16 protein-coding genes are annotated in these 14,630 nt (G+C 70.0%); 9 read left to right on the plus strand and 7 right to left on the minus strand.

Features of this window, described 5'->3' with window-relative positions; genetic code table 11:
• Together FBQ73_RS09555 and FBQ73_RS09560 are read right to left on the minus strand one after the other, a co-directional pair.
• Nucleotides 1-390 carry a TIGR02301 family protein gene (locus tag FBQ73_RS09555; protein WP_170218826.1) on the minus strand — a complete coding sequence of 130 codons (390 nt, stop codon included), beginning with the start codon at nucleotides 388-390 and terminating at the stop codon, nucleotides 1-3.
• Nucleotides 391-437: 47 nt separating this feature from the next.
• Nucleotides 438-905, minus strand: coding sequence for an NUDIX hydrolase (locus FBQ73_RS09560; RefSeq protein ID WP_138399261.1), 468 nt, complete (start codon nucleotides 903-905; stop codon nucleotides 438-440).
• Nucleotides 906-1,046: 141 nt separating this feature from the next.
• Between FBQ73_RS09560 and FBQ73_RS09565 the strand changes: the two genes are divergently transcribed.
• The 3 genes from FBQ73_RS09565 (at nucleotide 1,047) to FBQ73_RS09575 (ending at nucleotide 3,641) form a co-directional block, all read left to right on the plus strand.
• On the plus strand, nucleotides 1,047-1,703 hold the full coding sequence (locus FBQ73_RS09565; protein ID WP_392567231.1) for a hydrolase: 657 nt from the start codon (nucleotides 1,047-1,049) through the stop codon (nucleotides 1,701-1,703).
• A complete protein-coding gene (locus FBQ73_RS09570) occupies nucleotides 1,700-2,206 on the plus strand; it encodes a tyrosine phosphatase family protein (RefSeq protein WP_138399262.1) in 507 nt (168 codons plus the stop codon). The genes FBQ73_RS09565 and FBQ73_RS09570 overlap by 4 nt, the downstream gene beginning before the upstream one ends.
• A 265-nt stretch (nucleotides 2,207-2,471) precedes the next feature.
• Complete coding sequence (locus FBQ73_RS09575) at nucleotides 2,472-3,641, plus strand: MFS transporter (RefSeq protein ID WP_138399263.1); 1,170 nt, start codon at nucleotides 2,472-2,474, stop codon at nucleotides 3,639-3,641.
• On the opposite strand, the gene FBQ73_RS09580 is transcribed toward FBQ73_RS09575, so the two are convergent.
• Nucleotides 3,642-4,568, minus strand: coding sequence for a methyltransferase domain-containing protein (locus FBQ73_RS09580; RefSeq protein ID WP_138399264.1), 927 nt, complete (start codon nucleotides 4,566-4,568; stop codon nucleotides 3,642-3,644). It lies immediately after the preceding gene.
• 65 nt (nucleotides 4,569-4,633) lie between these two features.
• On the opposite strand from FBQ73_RS09580, the gene FBQ73_RS09585 reads away from it, so the two are divergent.
• Both FBQ73_RS09585 and FBQ73_RS09590 read left to right on the plus strand, forming a co-directional pair.
• Nucleotides 4,634-5,680, plus strand: coding sequence for a ligase-associated DNA damage response exonuclease (locus FBQ73_RS09585; protein ID WP_138399265.1), 1,047 nt, complete (start codon nucleotides 4,634-4,636; stop codon nucleotides 5,678-5,680).
• Nucleotides 5,677-7,305: a cisplatin damage response ATP-dependent DNA ligase gene (locus FBQ73_RS09590; RefSeq protein WP_138399266.1), complete on the plus strand. Its 1,629-nt coding sequence runs from the start codon at nucleotides 5,677-5,679 to the stop codon at nucleotides 7,303-7,305. The genes FBQ73_RS09585 and FBQ73_RS09590 overlap by 4 nt, the downstream gene beginning before the upstream one ends.
• A gap of 111 nt (nucleotides 7,306-7,416) precedes the next feature.
• Here FBQ73_RS09590 and FBQ73_RS09595 read toward each other — a convergent pair whose 3' ends face one another.
• On the minus strand, nucleotides 7,417-8,094 hold the full coding sequence (locus FBQ73_RS09595) for a S24 family peptidase (protein WP_138399267.1): 678 nt from the start codon (nucleotides 8,092-8,094) through the stop codon (nucleotides 7,417-7,419).
• Between the two features lie 158 nt (nucleotides 8,095-8,252).
• Between FBQ73_RS09595 and FBQ73_RS09600 the strand changes: the two genes are divergently transcribed.
• Nucleotides 8,253-8,627, plus strand: coding sequence for a DUF952 domain-containing protein (locus FBQ73_RS09600; RefSeq protein ID WP_138399268.1), 375 nt, complete (start codon nucleotides 8,253-8,255; stop codon nucleotides 8,625-8,627).
• Here the strand turns inward: FBQ73_RS09600 and FBQ73_RS09605 are convergent, their stop codons facing one another.
• Nucleotides 8,628-9,953 carry an MATE family efflux transporter gene (locus tag FBQ73_RS09605; RefSeq protein WP_138399269.1) on the minus strand — a complete coding sequence of 442 codons (1,326 nt, stop codon included), beginning with the start codon at nucleotides 9,951-9,953 and terminating at the stop codon, nucleotides 8,628-8,630.
• 6 nt (nucleotides 9,954-9,959) lie between these two features.
• Nucleotides 9,960-10,229, minus strand: coding sequence for a DUF6460 domain-containing protein (locus tag FBQ73_RS09610; RefSeq protein WP_012113487.1), 270 nt, complete (start codon nucleotides 10,227-10,229; stop codon nucleotides 9,960-9,962).
• Between the two features lie 207 nt (nucleotides 10,230-10,436).
• Between FBQ73_RS09610 and FBQ73_RS09615 the strand changes: the two genes are divergently transcribed.
• Nucleotides 10,437-11,006: a LysE family translocator gene (locus FBQ73_RS09615; RefSeq protein WP_210236737.1), complete on the plus strand. Its 570-nt coding sequence runs from the start codon at nucleotides 10,437-10,439 to the stop codon at nucleotides 11,004-11,006.
• A 37-nt stretch (nucleotides 11,007-11,043) separates the two neighbouring features.
• Here FBQ73_RS09615 and FBQ73_RS09620 read toward each other — a convergent pair whose 3' ends face one another.
• On the minus strand, nucleotides 11,044-11,940 hold the full coding sequence (locus FBQ73_RS09620; protein ID WP_138399270.1) for an alpha/beta fold hydrolase: 897 nt from the start codon (nucleotides 11,938-11,940) through the stop codon (nucleotides 11,044-11,046).
• A gap of 352 nt (nucleotides 11,941-12,292) precedes the next feature.
• Here FBQ73_RS09620 and ffh point away from each other — a divergent pair, with 352 nt between their 5' ends.
• On the plus strand, nucleotides 12,293-13,837 hold the full coding sequence (gene ffh, locus FBQ73_RS09625) for a signal recognition particle protein (protein WP_138399271.1): 1,545 nt from the start codon (nucleotides 12,293-12,295) through the stop codon (nucleotides 13,835-13,837).
• A gap of 125 nt (nucleotides 13,838-13,962) precedes the next feature.
• Nucleotides 13,963-14,328, plus strand: a complete 366-nt coding sequence (gene rpsP, locus FBQ73_RS09630; RefSeq protein ID WP_138399272.1) for a 30S ribosomal protein S16 — start codon at nucleotides 13,963-13,965, stop codon at nucleotides 14,326-14,328.
• The last annotated feature ends 302 nt before the right edge of the window (nucleotides 14,329-14,630 follow it).

A 14,630-nucleotide genomic window follows, 5' to 3' on the forward strand; every position in this document is an offset into this window, starting at 1 on the left:
TTAATTTCCGCCGTAGCGCACCACGATGTCGTGGGCGAGGCGCGAGCCCTCGTCGAGCTGGCGTTCCACCGCCACCCGCGCCGCTGGCGTGCAGGCGCGGTAGACCTCCGCATAGCTGGAATAGCCGCGGTTGAAGCTTGATATGATCTTGGCCCGGCGGGCGTCCGAGGGCTGCTCGGTATCGATGAGGGCCTGCATCTCGGTGCGCCAGCGCTGCCCCTCGGAGGTCACGCCGCACAGCGGGCGCAGATAATGCAGCGCGCCGAGGATCTCGGCGAGCCGCATGAGGTCCCCGTCATAGGGCGGCGGGGCGCCCTCGGTCGGGCCCGCCGCGAAAGCGGGGGATGAGAGCGCGAGCGCGCCGGCGGTGAGAAGAACGAGGATGCGCATGACCTTGCCGTTTCCGCGCCCACTCCTGCGGCGCGGCGGGCTTGCGGTCAAGGCTCGATCACCAGAAGGGCCGCCTGCGCCACCACCTCGGCGAGCCCCTCGGTGGTGGGCAGGGCGGCAACCTCATTGGGGCGGAACCAACCCACTTCGGCGGCCTCCGCCCCCGGCTGTGGCTCGCCGGCGCGCCAGCGCGCCGCGTGGGCGATCACCACGAAATGAGCGGCAAGCTCGCCTTCCTTGTCGCGGATGATGATGTCGCGCGCTGCGGCGAGCCCGACGATGTCGGCGCTCACACCGACCTCCTCCATCACTTCGCGCACGGCCGCTTCGGCCAGGGTCTCTCCAGGCTCCACCCGGCCGCCGGGCAGGCTCCACAGGCCGGCGCCGGGATTGGCGGCGCGGCGGGCGAGCAGCACCAGCGGGCCGCGAAACACGGCGGCGCTGGCCGCCAGCGTCGGACGCACGGGCGGGCGCGGGGCGGCGGCGGGCGTCGGCGGCGAAAGGGTCTCGGTCATGGCAAGGCTCGCACTGGAACAGCTCGCGCTGGGAAGGCTTAGGCTGAAAGGCTCGGCCCGCCCGTAACGGGCGGCTTGTCGTGGGTGGGCGGGAGCTTACCCTTCCCGTCAACCTGGAGCACGCGATTCGTGACCGCCGAGATGAAGGACCCCTCCCCCCAGCCCGAGGAGACACAGCAGGCCCCTGCCCCCGCCCGCCGGAAAAAGTCGGTCCCGGTGCGGGCGTGGCAGCGCATGCTGTCGGGGCGGCGGCTTGATCTGCTCGATCCTTCCCCCCTGGACGTGGAAATCGAGGACATCGCCCACGGCCTCGCCCGCGTCGCCCGCTGGAACGGGCAGACCTCCGGTTCCAACATCTTCTCGGTGGCGCAGCACTCACTGCTGGTGGAGCGCCTGTCGCGCCGCTCCCACCCGGATCTCGATCCGCGCTGGCGGCTATGCGTGCTGCTGCATGACGCCCCCGAATACGTGATCGGCGACATGATCTCCCCGTTCAAGGCGGTGCTGGGGGGCGACTACAAGGCGGTGGAGGCCCGGCTCCTGTCGGCCATCTCCATCCGCTTCAGCCTGCCGACGGTCTGGCCCGCGCCGCTGGTGAAGATCGTGAAGGCATCGGACCATGCCGCCGCTTTTTTCGAGGCGACGCGCCTTGCCGGATTCGCTGCCGAGGAAGCCAAGGCCTTCTTCGGCCGCCCGGCCCGCCTCGACGCTGCGGCGGAAAAGGATTATCTCACCCCATGGGAGGCAGAGACCGCAAAAATGCGGTTTCTGAAACGGTTCGAGGAGCTGAAGCCATGATCCATGTCTGCTCCCTCGCCAAGCTGCACGATACGGTCGAGACCACGGGCGCGCGGCATGTCATCACGCTCATCAACGGGAACACGGTTCTGACCCGTCCGAGCAACGTCGACCCCACTAACCATCTCTTCCTCGGCATCAACGACATCGTCGAGGAGATCGAGGGCATGGTGGTGCCGGACGAGGCCCACATGCACGAGTTGTTCGAGTTCGTGCATGCCTGGCCGCGCGAGGCGCCCCTGGTGATCCATTGCTATGCCGGCATCTCGCGCTCCACCGCGGCGGCCTATGCCACCCTGTGCGCGCTGCTGCCCGACCGCGACGAGACGGAGCTGGCCCAGCGCCTGCGCCACGCCTCGCCCACCGCGACCCCCAATCCGCGCATCGTGGCGCTGGCCGATAAGGTGCTGAAGCGCGACGGGAGGATGGTGGCCGCCATTCATGCCATCGGCCGCGGCGCCGACGCCTTCGAGGGCGAGCCCTTCAGCCTGCCGGTGCGCTGAGGCCGGCCGAAGCGGGAAGCCGCTGTCGCGGGCGCCGTGCGCGTGCCTTTGCGTCATGGGCACCCGCATGTGAATGATGGGCGGATGTCGCGACAGCGTGATGGTCGAAAACCGCGCGGGGTGATCGCGCTGCGGCGCAGCATGATCTAGGATCGTGGGCACATCGCTCCCAGCCGGCCTCGCAAGCCGGGAGCGTCCAGCCCCCTTCCGACCCTGCCCGCCGGCGCACCGTCCCTGCTGGGGCCCGCGCGGCCGGAGACTGCCCATGACCTCCTCTTCCGCCAGCGCCCAGGGCGCCGGCTTCGGACGCATCTTCGCCATGGCCGCCGCCGCGGGCGTGGCGGTGGCCAACATCTATTACAACCAGCCCATGCTGGCGGTGATGGAGCGCGACCTGCCCGGGCCCCTCACGCCTCTGGTGCCCACGGTGACGCAGATCGGCTATGCCGCCGGCCTGTTCCTGCTGGTGCCGCTGGGTGATGTGGTGGAGCGGCGGCGCCTCATCGTGATCCAGTTCGTGGCGGTGGCGGTAGCGCTGGCCTTCTCCGCCCTGGCGCAGGGGCCGCTGGCCTTGCTTGCCGCCTCGCTGCTGGTGGGCCTCGGCTCCACGGTGGCGCAGCAGATCGTGCCGCTGGCGGCCCATCTCGCCGCGCCGGAGAAGCGCGGCGCCACGGTGGGCATGGTGCTGTCGGGCATCCTTGCCGGCATCCTGCTGAGCCGCACCCTGTCCGGCTTCGTCGCCGCCCATGCGGGCTGGCGCGACATGTTCTGGCTGGGCGTGCCCATGGCGCTCCTCGCCGGCGGCCTGATGGCGCTGACCCTGCCCCGCAGCATGCCCGAGACCAGCCTGTCCTACGGCCGCCTGCTGGGGTCGCTGGGCGCCCTGTGGCGCGAGTTTCCCACCCTGCGCCGGGCCGCCATCACCCAGGCGCTCATCTTCGCCGCCTTCATCGCCTTCTGGACCATCCTCGCCTTCCGGCTGGAAGGGCCGCCATTCCACCTGGGCGCGCAGGCGGCGGGGCTGTTCGGCATCCTCGGCCTTGTCGGCATCCTCGCCGCGCCCTTGTCCGGCCGCTTCGCCGACCGCAGGGGCCCCGGCAGCGTGGTGCTCTGGGGCGCCGGCCTCGCCCTGGTGGCCTGGCTCATCTTCTTCGCCTGGCCCGGCATCGCCGGCATGGTGGTGGGCGTCATCGTGCTGGATTTCGCCATGCAGGGCGCACTGGTGGCCAACCAGCACATCGTGTTCGCCCTGCGGCCCGCCGCCCGCGCGCGGCTGAACACCATCCTCATCGGCACCATGTTCGTCGGCGGAGCCCTGGGCTCGGCGGCGGCCACGCTCGCCTGGGGCTTCGGCGGCTGGCCGGCGGTGTGCGCGGCGGGACTTGGCTGCGGCGCCCTCGCCCTCGCCATCCAGGCGCTGGGCCGCAGGGGGTAGCTAGCCCAGCACGCAGACGAGACCGGGCACCGCCACGCCCTTTTCCGCGCGGGTGGAGGCGGCCTCCAGCAGCACGATGGCGAGCCCCGCCGCATGCGCCAGTGCCCGGACATGATCTGCGGAATGGGCGTAACGCAGGGTATCGCGCAAGATCACGCCGTCGCCCTCATGGGTTTCCAGCGTGAAGGCGAAGAGGCCATCCGCCCTCAGCACCCGCCGCGCCGCGTGGAAGATGGGGGCAAGGTCCGCCACGTAGCACAGGGCATCGGCGGCAAGGATAAGGTCGAGACTGACCTCGGGGACTGCCTCCAGCGCCGCGCCCATCTCGCCGGCCTCAAGCCGGGCATAAAGACCAAGCCCCGCCGCCTTCTCCAGCATGGCCGGGGAGAGGTCGACGCCCGCCAGCCGCTCCACCACCGTCGCGAACAGCACCCCCGCGAGCCCCGTGCCACAGCCCAGATCCAGCCCCTCGGCGAAATCGAGCGTGCGTCCCCGCGCCGCCGCCGCCCGCGTCAGCGCCTCGAACAGCAGTTCCGGTCCGCGATAGGCGAGCTTGTCGCGCAGGGCGGTGTCGAAGCGGTCGGCATATTGATCGAACAGGGTGCGCACATAGGCCGCCGACATGGCCCCCTCGGCCGGCGCCGCGCCCAGCCGGGCCAGGTGCAGCCCCGCCCCGAGCGCGTCGTCGGGATCGAGCGCGCGCACCCGCTCAAAGGCCTCGGCCGCACCGGTGCGGTCCGCCAGCGCGGCGCGCGCTTCCCCAAGCAGGAACCAGGCGGCGGCGAAATGCGGGGCGTCCGTCACGGTCTCGGCCAGCAGCTCGGCGCAGGCGCTTGCGTCGCCCTCGGCGAGGAAGGCGCGGGCCCAGTCGAGCCGCCGGTCGAGCACCGGATCGCCGGACAGGAGGGTGAAGGCGGAATGAGCCACTGGACCGAAACCTCGCGAAACCGCTTTGCGCTTCCCATATAGGCGGCAAGCCAGTTCATAAAGACATGCGCCCGGAAGACCTGCTCTGCCCCTCGCCCAAGGGCCTTTATTCCCCCGCCGGCGACTTCTACGTGGACCCGACGCGCGCCGTGCCGCGGGCGCTGATCACCCATGGCCATTCGGACCATGCCCGCGCCGGCCATGCCCATGTGCTCGCCACCCGGCAGACACTGGACCTTATGGCCATCCGCTACGGCGAAGGCTTCGCCGGTTCGACCCAGGCACTGGCCTATGGCGATGCGGTGGTCATCAACGGCGTGCGGGTGAGCCTGCACCCTGCCGGCCATGTGCTCGGCTCGGCCCAGGTCCGGCTGGAGAAGGACGGGCTCGTGATCGTCGTGTCCGGCGACTACAAGGACGCCGCCGACCCCACCTGCGCGCCATTCGAGCCGGTTCGCTGCCACGTCTTCGTCAGCGAGGCGACCTTCGGCCTGCCGGTATTCCGCCATCCCCCGGCGGCGGCGGAGACCGAGAAGCTGCTCGCCTCGGTGCGCATCTTCCCCGAGCGAACCCACATCGTCGGCGCCTATTCGCTCGGCAAGGCCCAGCGCATGATGGCGCTGATGCGCGCCGCCGGCCACGACGCGCCGATCTATGTGCACGGCGCCCTTACCGCCATCACCGACTATTACGGCACGCAGGGCATGGCCCTGGGCGACATCCGGCCGGTGAAGGGCACGGACAAGGCCGCCTTCGCCGGGGCGGTGGTGATCGCCCCGCCCTCGGCCATGACCGACATCTGGGCGCGGCGCTTCGCCGATCCCATCACCTGCTTTGCCTCCGGCTGGATGCGGGTGCGCGCCCGGGCCCGCCAGCGCGGCGTGGAGCTGCCGCTGGTGGTGTCCGACCATGCGGACTGGGACGGGCTTTGCGCCTCCATCCAGGCCACCGGCTGCGAGGAGCTGTGGGTGACCCATGGCGCCGAGGATGCTTTGGTCCACTGGGCCCAGACCCGCCAATTGCGCGCCCGCCCGCTCCACATGGTGGGCTATGGCGAGGAGGACGAGGAGGCCGCCCCCACCGAGGGCGCAGCGCCGGGGGCTGCGCCATGAACCGCTTCGCCGCCCTGCTCGACCGCATGTCCTATGAGGCCGGACGCAACGCCAAGATCCGGCTGATGGCGGACTATTTCCGCACCACGCCGGACCCCGAGCGCGGTTTTGCGCTTGCGGCGCTCACCGGAGCGCTTTCCTTCGCCAATGCCAAGCCCGGCGTGGTGCGCGCGCTTATCATGGAGCGGGCCGACCCGGTGCTGTTCGAGATGTCCTACGATTATGTGGGCGACCTCTCGGAAACCGTCGCCCTCATGTGGCCGAGGCTGGAGGATGCCCCCGCCCACGCGCCGCTGCTGTCCGAGATCGTCCACGGCCTCTCCACCCTCTCGCGGTCCACCCTGCCCCGGCGCCTTGCCGACTGGCTGGACGGGCTGGATGAAACCGGCCGCTGGGCGCTGCTGAAGCTCATCACCGGCGCCATGCGGGTGGGCGCCTCCGCCCGCCTCGCCAAGACCGCGGTGGCGAGCCTTGGAAGCGTCACGCCGGACGAGGTGGAGCTGGTCTGGCCCGGGCTCGCACCTCCCTATGAAGAGCTGTTTGCCTGGGTGGAGGGCCATGGGCCGCGGCCCGAAACCTCCAATCCCGCCCCGTTCCGCCCGGTTATGCTGGCCCACGCCATCGAGGAAGCCAATTTCGCCGACCTTAACCCCGGCGATTTCAGCGCCGAATGGAAGTGGGACGGCATCCGCGTGCAGGCGGTGGCCGGCACCGGGCCGGACGGGGTGCGGGCGGTGCGGCTTTATTCCCGCACCGGCGAGGACATCTCCGAGGCCTTCCCCGATCTTGCGGACGCCATCGCCTTCGACGGCGCCATGGACGGGGAATTGCTGATCGTCCGCGAGGGGCGGGTTGAGCCGTTCAACGTGCTCCAGCAGCGGCTCAACCGCAAAACCGTCACAGTAAAGATGCTGGCGGAATTTCCCGCCCACATCCGCGCCTACGATTTGCTGGTCGATGGGGAAGAGGACCTGCGCGCCCTGCCCTTCACCGCCCGCCGGGCGCGGCTGGAGGCGCTGGTGGAGAAGCTGTCGTCGCCGCGCATCGACCTCTCGCCGCTGGTGCCCTTCGCCGGCTGGGACGACCTCACCCGCGCCCGCGCGACCCCCGCCTCGGCCGGCGCGGGACCGGACGCCGACGCGGTGGAAGGGGTGATGATCAAGCGCGCCGACAGCCCCTACCTGCCGGGCCGCCCCAAGGGGCCGTGGTGGAAATGGAAGCGCGATCCGCACACGGTGGATGCCGTGCTCATGTATGCCCAGCGCGGCCACGGCAAGCGCTCGTCCTTCTATTCGGACTACACTTTCGGGGTGTGGACGCAGGGCGAGGAGGGCGATGTGCTGGTGCCCGTGGGCAAGGCCTATTTCGGCTTCACCGACGAGGAGTTGAAGCTGATCGACGCCTTCGTGCGGCGCGCCACCATCAACCGCTTCGGCCCGGTGCGCGAGGTGGTGCACGAGAAGGACGAGGGGCTGGTGCTGGAAGTGGCCTTCGAGGGGCTCGCCCGCTCCACCCGCCACCGCTCCGGCATCGCCATGCGCTTCCCCCGCATCGCCCGCCTCAGGTGGGACAAGCCGCCGGGCGAGGCCGACCGGCTGGAGACGCTGGAGGCGCTGCTGAGGTAGGGGCCTTTATACCAACGGCTCCGGTCTTCGACCGAAGCCGAGAGGGTGTCGCTCAAGCGCCGCGCGGGCTTCATGCCAAGGCCGATGAGGCACGCTCACCGGCCCTTGGCATTACTGGCTCGCCCAGATGATGCGGGCCATCCACTCCAGCTGGTCCAGCGGAATCTGACGGTCCTCGTGGGCGGGGTTGAGGGAGCGCAGCTCCACGTGGCGGGTGGTCCGGCGGACCAGCTCCTTGGCCAGCACCTCGCCCTCGCGGGTCTTCACCACCACCCGGTCGCCGCGCCGCACCGGCGTGCCCGGCGAGACCACCACGATGTCGCCGTCGCGATAGACCGGCTGCATGGAATCCCCCGCGATCTCCAGCGCATAGGCGTGCCGGTCCTCCACCTCAGGAAAGGCGATCTCGTCCCAACCCGTGCCCACGGGAAAGCCGGCATCGTCGAAGAAGCCGCCCGAGCCCGCCTGGGCGAAGCCGATCTGCGGAATGGCGTGGATGGGCCCCGTCAGCGGCCGGCTTTCCTCGGCGAAGCCGTGGGCCCCGCCGTGGCGCGCATCGGCGGGCACCATCATGGCGAAGAACAGCTCGGCGCTGGTGCCGGTGGCCGACAGGGCCTTGGCGATGCTCTCGGTGGAGGGCCAGCGCAGGCGCCCGTCCGTGGTGATGCGCTTGGAGCGGTTGAAGGTGGTGGGGTCGAGCCCGGACCGCCGCGCCAGCCCCGACGTGGACAGCCCATGCTGTTCCGCGAGCTGGTCGATGGCACGCCAGACCTGGCCGTGAGTGAGCATGGAGGTTCCGTGTCCTGCGGCTTGAGTCCGAACAATAAGAATTTGTTCCCTTTTTGTACAGGACTTCTGTCCTGATGCAACCCTGAGACGCATAAGGTTGCTGTTTTGTTCGATCCCCCTTAAGGGAGGATCCGAAAGCCCCCGTCGCGGAGTTTCCCGTGCCCGAACCCTCCCCCGCACCCTCCCCCGCACCTGCCATCATCTTCAAGATCTGCCCCGCCGCCTTGTGGGCGCAGGCGGAGGCTGAAGGCGTGTTCTCCGGCGCGCCGGTGGACCACGCCGACGGCTATATCCATTTCTCCACCGCCGCACAGGCGCGAGAGACGGCGGCGCGGCATTTCAAGGGCGCCGGCGATCTCAAGCTCGTCGCCGTGGCGGCCGAGCCCCTGGGCGCGGCCCTGCGCTGGGAACCCTCGCGCGGCGGCGCCCTTTTCCCCCACCTTTACGGCCCGCTGCCGCTGACCGCCGCGCTGTGGGTGAAGGACCTGCCGCTGGCGCCGGACGGCACCCACATCTTCCCCGATCTGGGCTGATCACGCCCCGAAGGTGCGGCGCTCCAGCGCCGGAAGGCGTAGCGCCTGGAACGCCCCGCGGGCGATGAGGAAAGCGAGGAAGGCCAGCCACAGGCCGTGATTGCCCAGCCCCCGCAGCCCCCACCAGGCGGCGAGATAGACAGCGAGGGCACACAGCATCAGGTTGCGCATGTCGCGCGACCACAGGGCGCCGATATAGACACCGTCGAAGGCATAGGCGGCAACACCCGCCACCGGCAGCAGCGCGGCATAGATGAGGAAATCGCGCGCCGCCGCGCGCACCTCCTGGCTCGTGGTCATGGCATCCACGATGGCCGGGCCGATGGCGAGATAGAGCGCGCAGGCCACCAGTGCGAAGACGAGGCCCCAGATGAGGCACAGCCTCACCCCGGCGGAAAAGTCGGCCCGCCGCCGCCCGCCCACCGCTGCGCCGCAGATCTGCTCGGCGGCGGTGGCGAAGCCATCAAGGAAATAGGCGGCCACCATCACCACGTTCTGGAGCACGGCGTTGGCAGCCAGCGTCACGTCCCCCGCCCGCGCGCCCTGCGCTGCGAAGAAGGAGAAGGCGAACATCAGCGCCGCGGTACGGATCATGATGTCGCGATTGAGCAGGAACGATTCGGCGAGCCGCGCCCGGTTGAACAGCACCCCGCGCGGCAGGGCCACCGCGCCGCCCAGCATCCGCAGGCACAGGAGAAGCCCCGCCGCGGTGCCGGCGATCTCCGCCATCAGCGTGCCGGCGGCGGCCCCCGCGACACCCCAGCCGGCCCCGAGCACGAGGACGGCCGAAAGCGCCATATTGAAGAGGTTCATGCCAACCTGGAGCGCCAGCGCCCGGCCGGTGCGGCCGAGGCCCACCAGCCAGCCCAGCACCACATAGTTGGCCAGGGTGAAGGGCGCGGCGAAGATGCGCACGGCATAATAGGCGCGCACCGCCGCGTTCACCTCCTCGCTCGCCCCGGCGAGGCCAAGGGCGGCGTAGGCGATGGGCGCCTGCAGGGCGATCAGGGCCAGACCCAGCGCCCCAGCCAGCAGCAGGGCGCGGGCAAGCACGGCGCGCTCTTCCACACCGTCGCGCCGGCCCACCGCCTGGGCGGCGAGACCCACCGTGCCCATGCGCAGGAAGCCGAACACCCAGAACAGCATGTCGAAGATGACGGCGGCCAGCGCCACCCCGCCCAGCAGCGCCGCATCGCCCAGCCGCCCCACCACCGCCGCATCCACGATGCCGAGCAGCGGCGTGGTCAGGTGCGCCACCGTCATGGGCAGCGCGATGGCAAGCACCCGAGCGTGCGTGACCCGCCCGTCAGCAGCGGCGAGGGTCATGGGGGATCAGCGCCGGCCGAGGACGCGCAAAATGAGCCAGAGCGGGATGACCACCACGGCGCCCAGCAGGAAATAGCGCCACAGCCGCTCCACCGCCTCGAAGCTGAAATTGAACAGGCTGCGCACCAGCCGCTCAAGGCTGGTGAGGATGTTCATGGGGTCGATGCCCAGCGCCGCGAGGATGACGCCCACCACCACCGAGAGGATGACGAGCCGCACCAGCACCCAGGCGGGCGACCCGCCGAAGAAACGGGTGATCTCGTTGGTCTCGGGCATGGGGTTCTCCTGTCGGAACGCAGGTCTAGCACAGCTTCGCGCATGCCGGGAATGCGGCCCCTTGGAGCGCGATCCGATCGGAGTGAGATGCAGGCCGAACGGCCCGCGCGCTCCGGGAAATCCCCATGTGACACCAGCTTCCGTTGGCCGCCGGCGAGGAGCCCTCTAAGGTCCGCCTCGCCCATGGCCGCCGAACGGATGACACGCGTGCCCACAGCCGAGTTTCTCTTCGCCATCTGGGGCCTTCTGCTCACGCCCGGCCCCACTAATACGCTACTGGCCCTGTCCGGCGCGTCGGCGGGCCTGCGCCGCTCCGTGCGACTGATGCCGGCAGAGCTTGCCGCCTACCTCCTCGTCGTGACGCCGCTGGCGCTGTTCGGCGCCGACCTCCTCGCCCGGCAGCCGCTCGCTGCCAGCGCGGTGAAGTTCGCGGCGGCGGGCTGGGTCGCCTTCCTCGCCGTGAAGCTCTGGCGGGTGGAAGCGGGCCGCGCCCAGATGGAGGCGATCACCCCGCGCCGGGTGTTCGTGACAACGCTGCTCAATCCCAAGGGGTTGATCATCGGCCTCACGCTTCTGCCCCATGGGGCCGCGCCGGTCTTCCTGCTGCATCTCGGCCTGTTTGCCGCCTCGGTCCTGATGGTGGCGGCGATCTGGGCCGGCGCCGGCGGCATGATGAAGCGCGACAGCGCCGAACCGCCCCTCGTCTATCGACGCGCCGCCGCCTGCTGGCTTGCCCTCCTCGCCGCCGCGCTGGTCGGCGCCGCGCTGCGGGCCTGAGCGCCCGCGGACGGCCCATATTTGCCGTGCCGGCAGCTCATCCGGCGTCGAGGAAGGCCTTGACCAGCGCGACGGTCGCGGTCGGATTCTCCTCCATGATCCAGTGCCCGCTGCCAGGGACGACCGCGCCGTGAACATCCGTGGCGGCGAATTTCATCACCTCCGCCATGGTCAGGCCGAACGACATTTCGCCGCCCAGCGCCAGCACCGGCACCGTGAGCTTGCCGGCGGCGAGGAAGGCCTGGTTGTCGATCGCATCCTGATCGAAGGCGGCGAACTGGGCGAAGCCGGCCCGCATGGCGCCCGGCAAGGCATAGAGAGAGGCGTAGTGCGCCCGCGCCGCCTCGCCGAAATGGCTGGGATGGGCGGAGAATTCGTTCCAGAAGCGGTCGAGGTAGATGCGCTCGCGCCCCTCCACCAGCCGCTCCATGTCCGGGCCGCCGAAGCGGAAATGCCAGAGCAGCGGATTCTTGAGGATTTCCTCCCACGGCCCCACGCCCGGCAACGGCGCGTCGATGAGGACGAACCGCGTCACCCGCTCGCGATGCAGGGCGGCGAAGGCGAAGCCCACCATGTTGCCGATGTCGTGGGTGACGAGGGCGACCTTCTCGATATTCAACGCGTCCAGCACGCCGGCAACATCGCCGGCCTGGGTCTTCTTGTCGAAGCCGCCATCCGGCTTTGCCGAAAGCCCCATGCCCCTCAGGTCCGGCACCACCACGGTATGGTCCGGCGCCAGCGCGGCCGCCAGCGCCCCCCACATGTCGCCGGTCTCGCCATAGCCATGCAGCAGGACGACAACGGGCCCGCTGCCACCGAAGCGGACATGGATGGTTGTACCGTTGGTTTCGATCGCCCGGGTCCGGAAATCCGCCGGGAAGGGAATGAGCTGCTCGGTTGCAGGAGCGGCGCCGGTCGTGGCCGTATCAGGCATGGGACTTCCTCCGTCGGCGCAGCCCCGGCGCGTGCGCGCGTCCGGAGATCTATGCCTTCATGTGGCCTTGCGCAGCCGCATCATGTGGCCCGATCTCCTTCACGGCAAACAGATCAGGCGGCGACGACGGCCATCGGGAATTTGCCTCGCCGGCGCAAAGGTGCTAACCACCCGCACTTCACGAGGACGGCCATGCCGATCCCGCCGACCGGACCTTGGGTCCGGAGGTCACCGCCCGACAGCGCGTTGCGCCCTCGGGCGCGATCTGCGTTGTCTTGAGGCGTAGCCGTCTCGACACGTGCGCGGGGCAGGCTCCGGCCCGTCTCATGTGAAACCCAAACCACGGACGGCCATGTTCGATACCCTTTCCGACCGCCTCGGCGGCATACTCGACAAGCTGAAGCGGCGCGGCGCCCTCACCGAGGCCGACGTGGGCGAGGCCATGCGCGAGGTGCGCCGGGCGCTGATCGAGGCGGACGTGGCCCTCGACGTGGTGCGCTCCTTCACCGACCGGGTGAAGAATCGCGCCGTGGGCGTGGAGGTCATCAAGTCGGTGACCCCCGGCCAGATGGTGGTCAAGATCGTCCATGACGAGCTGGTCGCCACCCTGGGCTCCGACGCCGACCCCATCGACCTCAACGCCCCCGCCCCCGTGCCGATCCTGATGGTCGGCCTTCAGGGCTCGGGCAAGACCACCTCCACGGCCAAGATCGCCAAGCGCCTCACCGAACGCGGCAAGCGCAAGGTGCTGATGGCGTCCCTCGACACCCGCCGCCCCGCCGCCATGGAGCAGCTCGCCACCCTCGGCAAGCAGGTGGACGTGGCCACCCTGCCCATCGTGGCCGGGCAGAGCGCGGTGCAGATCGCCAAGCGCGCCATCGAGGCGGCGAAGCTCGGCGGCTACGACGTGGTCATGCTCGACACCGCCGGCCGCGTGACGCTGGACGAGGCCCTCATGGCCGAGGTGGCCGAGGTGAAGGCCGCCACCAACCCGCACGAAGTGCTGCTGGTGGCCGACAGCCTCACCGGCCAGGACGCGGTGAACACCGCCAAGGCCTTCGACGGCCGGGTCGGCCTCACCGGCATCGTGCTCACCCGCGCCGATGGCGACGGCCGCGGCGGCGCTGCGCTCTCCATGCGTGCGGTCACCGGCAAGCCCATCAAGCTGCTCGGCACCGGCGAGAAGATGGACGCACTGGAGGATTTCGATCCCCATCGGGTGGCCGGCCGCATCCTCGGCATGGGCGACGTGGTGGCGCTGGTGGAGAAGGCCGCCGAGGCCATCGACATCGAGCAGGCGAAGATCACCGCCGATCGCATGCGCAAGGGCACCTTCGACCTTGACGACCTGCGCAGCCAGCTCCAGCAGATGGCGAAGATGGGCGGGCTTGGTGGCCTCATGGGCATGCTGCCCGGCGTCGCCAAGATGAAGAACCAGATCGCCTCCGCCAATCTCGACGACAAGGTGTTCAAGCGGCAGGTGGCCATCATCAATTCGATGACGCCGAAGGAGCGCCGCGCGCCCAAGCTCCTCGACGCCTCGCGCAAGCGCCGCATCGCCGCCGGCTCAGGCACCAAGGTGGAGGAGATCAACCGTCTCCTGAAGATGCACCGCCAGATGGCCGACGTGATGAAGTCCCTCGGCGGCCCCGCCGGCAAGCGTGGCCCGCTGGCGGGTCTCGCCGGCATGATGGGCTTCGGCGGCGGCGGGCCATCGCCGGAAATGCTCAAGGACATGGCCGAGAAGATGGGCGCTGGCGGTCCGGGTGGCGGCGGCATGGGCGGACTGCCCCCCAACTTCCCCGGCCTGCCTGGCGGCTTGCCGCCCAAGTTCCCCGGCGGCCTGCCGGGCCTGCCGAAGGGCCTGCCTGGACTGGGAGGCTCGAAGAAGAAGTAACGCGGATTCCAGCTCTCCGTCATGGCCGGGCTCGCATGCCCGGCACAGGCCGGGCATCACGATCCCGACCAGCACGATCACCTAATCGCACGATCGCTTAATCGAACGACCAAAGGAAGAAACTCATGTCCCTGAAGATCCGTCTCGCCCGCGGCGGCGCCAAGAAGCGCCCCTACTACCGTATCGTCATCGCCGACGCTCGCTCGCCCCGCGACGGCCGCTTCATCGAGAAGATCGGCACCTTCAACCCGCTGCTGGCCAAGGATGCCGAGAACCGCGTGGTGCTCGACCTCGACAAGGCCAAGGCCTGGCTTGAGAAGGGTGCCCAGCCCACCGACCGCGTCGCCCGCTTCCTGGACGCCGCCGGCCTGCTGAAGCGTGAAGCCAAGAACAACCCCAAGAAGGGCGAGCCCGGCGAGAAGGCCAAGGAGCGCGCCAAGGAGCGGGCCGAGAAGGCCGCCGCCGGCACCGAGGACGCCGCCGCCGAGTGAGGCCCGCCCGTGCGGCCTTGCATCCGAAGGTTCAAAGGGGGCGCCAGGCGCCCCCTTTTCTTTTGCGCAGGCGGCCTTGGGCGATGGCCTCTTCCCTTCAGGCAGGTGGGTTTCTCCGTCGCACGCGCATGCCGAAATCGCCGCCGCGGCGCGGTGGCACCCTTTCCATCCTCGCACGGCATCCCATCTAGACGGGAGCCTCGAAGCTCGGGCGCGGCGGCATGCGCGGTTTCACACGCGCGCCAGCCGGTCTAGAGACAGAGGTGACAGACCGATTCCTTGAATAGCCTTTCCTGCCCGGA

Source organism: Xanthobacter autotrophicus, from assembly GCF_005871085.1.
GTDB lineage: Bacteria > Pseudomonadota > Alphaproteobacteria > Rhizobiales > Xanthobacteraceae > Xanthobacter > Xanthobacter autotrophicus.

What these genes read in the sequence shown, in the direction of transcription:
- FBQ73_RS09555 (WP_170218826.1), bottom strand. Translation starts at nt 390, where the DNA reads ATGCGCATCCTCGTTCTTCTCACCGCCGGCGCGCTCGCGCTCTCATCC.
- FBQ73_RS09560 (WP_138399261.1), bottom strand. Translation starts at nt 905, where the DNA reads ATGACCGAGACCCTTTCGCCGCCGACGCCCGCCGCCGCCCCGCGCCCG.
- FBQ73_RS09565 (WP_392567231.1), top strand. Translation starts at nt 1,047, where the DNA reads ATGAAGGACCCCTCCCCCCAGCCCGAGGAGACACAGCAGGCCCCTGCC.
- FBQ73_RS09570 (WP_138399262.1), top strand. Translation starts at nt 1,700, where the DNA reads ATGATCCATGTCTGCTCCCTCGCCAAGCTGCACGATACGGTCGAGACC.
- FBQ73_RS09575 (WP_138399263.1), top strand. Translation starts at nt 2,472, where the DNA reads ATGACCTCCTCTTCCGCCAGCGCCCAGGGCGCCGGCTTCGGACGCATC.
- FBQ73_RS09585 (WP_138399265.1), top strand. Translation starts at nt 4,634, where the DNA reads ATGCGCCCGGAAGACCTGCTCTGCCCCTCGCCCAAGGGCCTTTATTCC.
- FBQ73_RS09590 (WP_138399266.1), top strand. Translation starts at nt 5,677, where the DNA reads ATGAACCGCTTCGCCGCCCTGCTCGACCGCATGTCCTATGAGGCCGGA.
- FBQ73_RS09595 (WP_138399267.1), bottom strand. Translation starts at nt 8,094, where the DNA reads ATGCTCACTCACGGCCAGGTCTGGCGTGCCATCGACCAGCTCGCGGAA.
- FBQ73_RS09605 (WP_138399269.1), bottom strand. Translation starts at nt 9,953, where the DNA reads ATGACCCTCGCCGCTGCTGACGGGCGGGTCACGCACGCTCGGGTGCTT.
- FBQ73_RS09610 (WP_012113487.1), bottom strand. Translation starts at nt 10,229, where the DNA reads ATGCCCGAGACCAACGAGATCACCCGTTTCTTCGGCGGGTCGCCCGCC.
- FBQ73_RS09620 (WP_138399270.1), bottom strand. Translation starts at nt 11,940, where the DNA reads ATGCCTGATACGGCCACGACCGGCGCCGCTCCTGCAACCGAGCAGCTC.
- ffh (WP_138399271.1), top strand. Translation starts at nt 12,293, where the DNA reads ATGTTCGATACCCTTTCCGACCGCCTCGGCGGCATACTCGACAAGCTG.
- rpsP (WP_138399272.1), top strand. Translation starts at nt 13,963, where the DNA reads ATGTCCCTGAAGATCCGTCTCGCCCGCGGCGGCGCCAAGAAGCGCCCC.